The following is a 3,207-nucleotide window of genomic DNA, read 5'->3' as shown; positions in this document are numbered from 1 at the left end:
AAAAAAGCTGTGCGCATCTTCACAAACGACCGGAAATAAAGTACCAATTCATCCACAGACACCGCTCCAAATTTTCGGTTGAGAAGATGTGCAAAATATTGGGGGTATCTCGGAGCGGGTATTATGCGTGGCGTGGGCGCCCTGAGAGCGAGCGATCCAAGCGTCGCAAGCGAATAACGAAGCGGATTCATCAGATATTCGTGAAATCCCGTCGTCTCTACGGCAGTCCTAAAATCACGCAGATCCTGCGGCAAGAGGGCGAACGTGTGGCGCAGAAGACCGTGGCCAAAATCATGCGAGAAAACCAACTGAGGAGCCGTACAGTTCGCAAGTACAAGGCGACCACGTATTCGAACCCTAATTACCCGGTGCAGGAGAATGTGCTAAACCAAACGTTCGTAGCAGAGCGTCCTAACCAAGTGTACATGGCAGACATCACATACATCCCAACGGATGAGGGATGGCTCTACCTGGCCAGCTTGGAGGATTTATATAGCCGCAAGATTGTGGGCTGGCGTGCGGACGCACGGATGACAAAAGAGCTGTGCATCGGAGCGCTGGAGCAGGCCTGCGAACGCCAGAAAACAACAGAACCAGTGCTGCATCATTCGGACCGTGGGAGCCAATATGCCTCTCATGACTACCAGGAAAAGCTGCGAGAATACAAGATGGTTGGTAGCATGAGTCGCAAAGGCAACTGCTTTGATAATGCGTGCATCGAATCGTTTCACAGCATTATCAAACGAGGGAACAGGCGATGCGGCGGATCTTCGAATACATCGAGATCTGGTACAACCGGGAGCGAGTTCACTCATCCATCGGTTATCTAACACCGGTTGAATGCGAAAGAAGATATTTCCAAGCATTGAGGACCAAGGCAAGTTGAGTGGGAACAGAAACCATATCAGAATATTAAAACTTACAATTTCTCTGTTTTGGGGTGTCTATTCTATTGACTTAATACCAAAAGAACAATAATAGATCCCTGGTTCGAACCATATCCTGACCTGCCCCTACACACAGCTCATATCATCTCCATCGCCCTTATCCCTACTATTCCATACAGATTGTCTATGTGGTTACGAGGCCTGAATGGTGACATACGCCTCTGAAAAATGGACTCATGTCCCGCTCCGCCGGAGAGAGGTCTACATAGGCTGTTACAGATATTCCTCGCGAGGGGAGGCGCAAGTCCAACAGCACGATAAAGTCGAGGGTATGCGAAATCATGATGAAAAGACCAGCGACAATTCATTGAGTTTTCATTCCCGGGTCCGTCGCGCAAGGGATTGGAGCAACGCCGGAAAGGAGTGATTGGCATGAGAATCCTGTTGGCCACGTACTGGTATCTTCCGCACGTCGGAGGAGTATCAACCTATGTGTACAATCTGAAGAATGAATTGGAGCGCATGGGTCATGAGGTAGACATCCTTGCTCACCATCCGGATATGCAAAAATATTATATGCCCAACAGTGGTCGATATTTCGAGAAATCGAAGGTGAAAGATCTCATATACGAGAAGGTTCTCGGTTTTTACAATCAACAACTTTCTCAGGTTGATTCTTGGATTCGATGGCGGGAGATAGAAAGGTATTCTTATGAAGCGGCAGCCACCGTGTTCGGTTTAACGAAATACGACCTCATCCACACCCAAGACATCGTCTCGACACGAGCCTTATGGCGTGTGAAACCCAAGCATGTGCCCTTGATTGCCACGATCCATGGTTGTCTTGCGACTCAGTACCTGATAGCGGGTGAGGTCCAGGAACGGAATACGCTGGCCTGGAGCTACGCGGCCATGGAAGAATACTATGGGGCAACGTCTAGCGATATCACAATTGTTCCTACCCAATGGCTAAAAAATCTGTATGTCAACGATTTCAACATCCCAAGCGAACACTTGAAGATAATTCCATACGGAATGGATATTGATTCTTGGTATCAGAACATAGATCAATATCCGAAGCCTGAACGTCCATCGAACAAGAAGGTCATTGTTTGTTCAGCTCGACTTGTTCCGGTGAAAGGCCATGAGTGTCTCCTGCAAGCGCTTGCCATGTTGAAAGAGGAAAGAAATGACTGGATCTGTTGGATCGCGGGTGATGGACCACTTCGCAAGCGGTTGGAGGAACAGGCAAAACGGATGGATCTGAAAGATAACATCATTTTTTTAGGTAATCGCAATGATGTGCCATCTCTGCTCCACCAAGCGGATATCTTCGTACTTTCCAGTCTTCAGGATAACCAGCCTTTTTCGGTTATGGAAGCGCAGGTGGCCGGAAAGCCCGTTGTTGTTTCGGATGCAGGCGGTATACCCGAGATGGTCGTCGATGGAGAGACCGGGTTAATATCTCCGGCAGGCAATGACGAATTATTGTATCGAAACTTGAAAACTTTGATTGAAGACGATGATTACAGGAACTCAATAGCAGAAAGAGGAAAGCAAAGGGCTCTGACGCAATGGGCTTTAGAGACCATGATGGATAAGACATTGGGGGTCTATAGGGAAGTTGGCCTATAACGGAGGGAATACTGTGAAAAAAGCGAAGGCAAGGCTTGTTTCGATATCAAGGAAGAGTGGAAGCCAGGGCACCGAGTTGCCCACAAAAAACAGCAAGAAATCGGGCGCGTTGCTTATTCTCACTCCAACCAATGGCGGAGATTCCACCGGTCTACTGAAGGTGAAGAGCAGAGTTGTTCAGAAGGGCGATTCGAAACTGAAGGAGGAGAAATGGAAGTATCAAGACAAACAGAAGCGCCGAAGGTTGAAGGAACCGGTTCAAAAGAGCAATGAGGAGCCCAAAGCAGAGATCGCGGAATTGAAGGCTCAGATCAAGGAACTGAAAGCGCAAAGTGTACAGCAGCATCAAAAGCTACTGGCGATCAACGAAAGTCTCACGTCGCGGAACCAAGCACTACAGGAAGCCAATGACGAACTGGGGACCGAGATCAAGGAACTGAAAACGCAAAGCGCACAGCAGTACCGCAGGTTGATAGCGACCAATCAGAGTCTCGCGCTGAAGAACCAAACGCTCCGGGCGGCGAATGAGGAACTGCGGACAGAGATCAAGGCACTGAAGGAGCAAAGCGAACAGGAACACCAAGGGTTGATAGCGATCAATGAACGTCTCACGTCGGAGAACCAAGCACTCCAAGAGGCGAATGAGGAGCTGCGAACAGAGATCAAGGCACTGAAGGAGCAAAGC

General features: G+C 48.8%; 3 protein-coding genes and 1 pseudogene. All 4 read left to right on the top strand.

Annotated elements, in window-relative coordinates:
- Positions 1 to 734 (top strand): annotated as a pseudogene (locus ASH01S_RS17345) (IS3 family transposase); the annotation flags it as partial.
- Positions 735 to 757: 23 nt separating this feature from the next.
- Entirely contained in the window at positions 758 to 886 is a 129-nt protein-coding gene (locus ASH01S_RS19815; RefSeq protein ID WP_373278604.1) for an IS3 family transposase, read from the top strand.
- A 433-nt stretch (positions 887 to 1,319) separates the two neighbouring features.
- Positions 1,320 to 2,522, top strand: coding sequence for a glycosyltransferase family 4 protein (locus ASH01S_RS17340; protein ID WP_067929688.1), 1,203 nt, complete (start codon positions 1,320 to 1,322; stop codon positions 2,520 to 2,522).
- Between the two features lie 13 nt (positions 2,523 to 2,535).
- Positions 2,536 to 3,207 (top strand): hypothetical protein (locus ASH01S_RS17335; protein WP_157067227.1); only part of this gene is annotated, 672 nt, incomplete at its 3' end.

The sequence above is a fragment of the Alicyclobacillus shizuokensis NBRC 103103 genome (assembly GCF_001552255.1).
Lineage (GTDB): Bacteria > Bacillota > Bacilli > Alicyclobacillales > Alicyclobacillaceae > Alicyclobacillus_G > Alicyclobacillus_G shizuokensis.
This window is presented reverse-complemented; position numbering and strand designations above follow the sequence as displayed.